Here is a 234-nt window from a genome sequence, read left to right as displayed (position 1 = left end):
ACCTTATACTGCAATCCAGAAGCAGTCGCTTTAACCCCGTCTTTTTTTACATTTTCTGCTAAGAAGGCAGCACCTTTGGTTTTATTATCGGCCGCTTTTTTTTTCATTTATTTTGCAAAATTCTCTTCTTGCTCTTTTTTATAATACATAAAAAATTGCTGCATTTTCTCTTGAGTCAAAGCTGGATCTTTAACTTAATAGCCAACAAGAAAGACATGCTCAAAGGTGTCGAGA

Annotated in this window: 1 protein-coding gene; it reads right to left on the bottom strand. The window is 35.0% G+C overall.

Annotated features, from left to right (window positions below; all coding sequences use genetic code 11):
- Positions 1-107, bottom strand: a 107-nt coding sequence (locus AAEY88_RS15545) for an FKBP-type peptidyl-prolyl cis-trans isomerase N-terminal domain-containing protein (RefSeq protein ID WP_350563836.1), incomplete at its 3' end; no start/stop codon positions are given.
- Between the last annotated feature and the right edge of the window lie 127 nt (positions 108-234).

This window comes from Psychrobacter sp. CAL346-MNA-CIBAN-0220 (assembly GCF_040309805.1).
Taxonomy (GTDB): domain Bacteria; phylum Pseudomonadota; class Gammaproteobacteria; order Pseudomonadales; family Moraxellaceae; genus Psychrobacter.
This window is presented reverse-complemented; position numbering and strand designations above follow the sequence as displayed.